Consider the following 529-nt stretch of genomic DNA (forward strand, 5'->3'; position numbering starts at 1 on the left):
GCCGAGCAGGGCGTCCTTGTGGCTGCCGAGAAGCTGGCGGCCCACGGGCGCAGGACGAAGCGGTTGACGGTCAGTCACGCGTTCCACTCGCCGCTGATGGATCCGATGCTGGACGCGTTCCGTACGGTGGTCGAGGGGCTGGAGTTCCACGCTCCGAAGATCCCGATCGTCTCCACCCTGGACAAGGACGCCGACCTCACCATCCCCGAGTACTGGGTGCGCCACGTCCGCGAGGCGGTCCGGTTCTGCGACACGGCGCGGACCCTGGAGAGCGAAGGGGTGCGGACCTTCCTGGAGTTGGGCCCGGACGGGACCCTCACTGCGATGGCACAGGACTGCCTGCTCGACGAGAGCGCGGCGCTGCTGACGCCGCTGCTGCGGCGCGACCGCCCGGAGACCGAGACGGTTGCCTCGGCCCTGGGACGCCTGCACGTGCGCGGGGTTCGGGTCGACTGGGCCGCGGTGTACGCAGGGAGCGGGGCGCGCTTCGTCGAGCTGCCGACCTACGCCTTCCAACGCGAGCGGTACT

1 protein-coding gene is annotated in these 529 nt (G+C 70.5%); it reads left to right on the forward strand.

Translation table 11 applies throughout. The features are described from left to right. Positions 1 to 529 (forward strand): acyltransferase domain-containing protein (locus tag TR48_RS35910; RefSeq protein ID WP_042374782.1); only part of this gene is annotated, 529 nt, incomplete at both ends.

The organism is Streptacidiphilus neutrinimicus (assembly GCF_000787815.1).
GTDB lineage: Bacteria > Actinomycetota > Actinomycetes > Streptomycetales > Streptomycetaceae > Streptacidiphilus > Streptacidiphilus neutrinimicus.